This window comes from Escherichia sp. 94.0001, assembly GCF_013369155.2.
In the GTDB taxonomy this organism is placed as follows: domain Bacteria; phylum Pseudomonadota; class Gammaproteobacteria; order Enterobacterales; family Enterobacteriaceae; genus Escherichia; species Escherichia coli_F.
Genome location: NZ_JABWMS020000164.1, coordinates 1 through 1457, shown reverse-complemented (window position 1 = coordinate 1457; position 1457 = coordinate 1). Strand labels below are relative to the sequence as shown.

Below are 1457 nucleotides of genomic sequence, written 5' to 3'. Positions count from 1 at the left end.
ATCTAATGTAAGAATGTGTGTGTATAATTTTTCCCCTTCGCTCTGATAGCCTATAAACCCATTCATACCTATAGAAAAATAGGTTGTTTTTTCTAACGATTGTTGAAGGGGAGGTGGATCTGATGAAAATGCAGCAGATGGTAATATAAACATCATACTTATTATAATCTTTTTCGTAAGATACATACTTTCCCCTTTGGTTTTCCATCGATAAATGTTCAGATAAACAATATATGTTTTTTCTTGTTAATGTTTATATCGATGGTTTTATAACATGAAATATTCAGCATAATAATCAACAGGCTTGTACCTGATCAGGTATCAGTTTGCAAAAATGTTTGTTATAGGTCATGACCGCAACCAGGACACATAATTTCACCACAACCACAAATATAATCGGCATCATAGTCATGTGTTACTATACCGGAAGCTGACTTATTATTTGTGATACAGTGTGTCTCCTGCTCTACGGAGGATTCTACCTCTATAGGAAAATTATCGTGTTTTCGTCTTGAATTGTCTTGCTTGTTGCCTTTATCAAAGGTAACAATGAATTCTTCATTTCTGTGATTATTATCACAATTCATTCTTATGCCTCCTCACATTTCCCGATGTATGACCGTCAGCGCTATTAGTGTGCGTTCAAGTCTCAGGTTATACATGAGCGACAACCATGAGATCCTGACTAACAATTGCATCAGTGACATAACGTAAAATACCTCTTGACTTTATATGGACAATATGACACTTTTTTTGAAAAGTAAATAACAATCATTCTCTTTTGTCTTTGTCTGGGTGAGGTCAGGTAAGATGGAATTTGCTACAAACAGGGTTTCTGTAAATGACAGTCGGTCAGCACTGTCATCAACTTTGCTGTTATCTTTGATCATGAGCGCCACTCTACTGGAATATTCTTTATCGATGACCTGACTCTCCTGACTGAGGTGCTAAGATTTGGTAACTTTTCATAATGAAAATAAAGCAACAGGTAGGGATTAATGAGTTATAAAAAACTGTCCCAATTGACGGCTATATTCAGTTTACCTATTACTATCTTATTGGTTTCACTTTCATCCCTTCGGATTGTTGGCGAAGGGAATTCTTATGTTGACGTTTTTCTAAGCTTTATAATATTTCTTGGTTTTATTGAGCTGATTCATGGGATTCGAAGGATTCTGGTCTGGTCAGACTGGAAAAACGGAAGTTAAATATGATGGAGTTTATATGCAGTTTATATGCCAGAAATAACAGAATCACAGTTAAGATATATTTCCGGGGCGGGAGGTGCGCCAGCGACTTCAGCTAATGCTGCAGGTGCTGCAGCTATTGTTGGAGCTCTCGCCGGAATACCTGGTGGTCCACTTGGGGTTGTAGTTGGAGCCGTATCTGCCGGTTTGACAACAGCAATTGGCTCGACCGTGGGAAGTGGTAGTGCCAGTTCTTCTGCTGGTGGCAGT

General features: G+C 38.3%; 3 protein-coding genes and 1 pseudogene. 2 read left to right on the top strand and 2 right to left on the bottom strand.

What is annotated here, in order from left to right:
- Positions 1-186: pseudogene (locus tag HEN33_RS26210) on the bottom strand (MchS3 family protein); the annotation flags it as partial.
- 155 nt (positions 187-341) lie between these two features.
- Positions 342-587: a hypothetical protein gene (locus HEN33_RS24935; protein WP_001327745.1), complete on the bottom strand. Its 246-nt coding sequence runs from the start codon at positions 585-587 to the stop codon at positions 342-344.
- A 411-nt stretch (positions 588-998) separates the two neighbouring features.
- Between HEN33_RS24935 and mchI the strand changes: the two genes are divergently transcribed.
- Positions 999-1208 (top strand): microcin H47 immunity protein MchI, encoded by a 210-nt coding sequence (gene mchI / locus HEN33_RS24930; protein ID WP_001554634.1) that lies wholly within the window; start codon positions 999-1001, stop codon positions 1206-1208.
- A gap of 27 nt (positions 1209-1235) precedes the next feature.
- A partial coding sequence (gene mchB / locus HEN33_RS24925) for a microcin H47 (RefSeq protein WP_183083510.1) occupies positions 1236-1457 on the top strand: 222 nt, incomplete at its 3' end.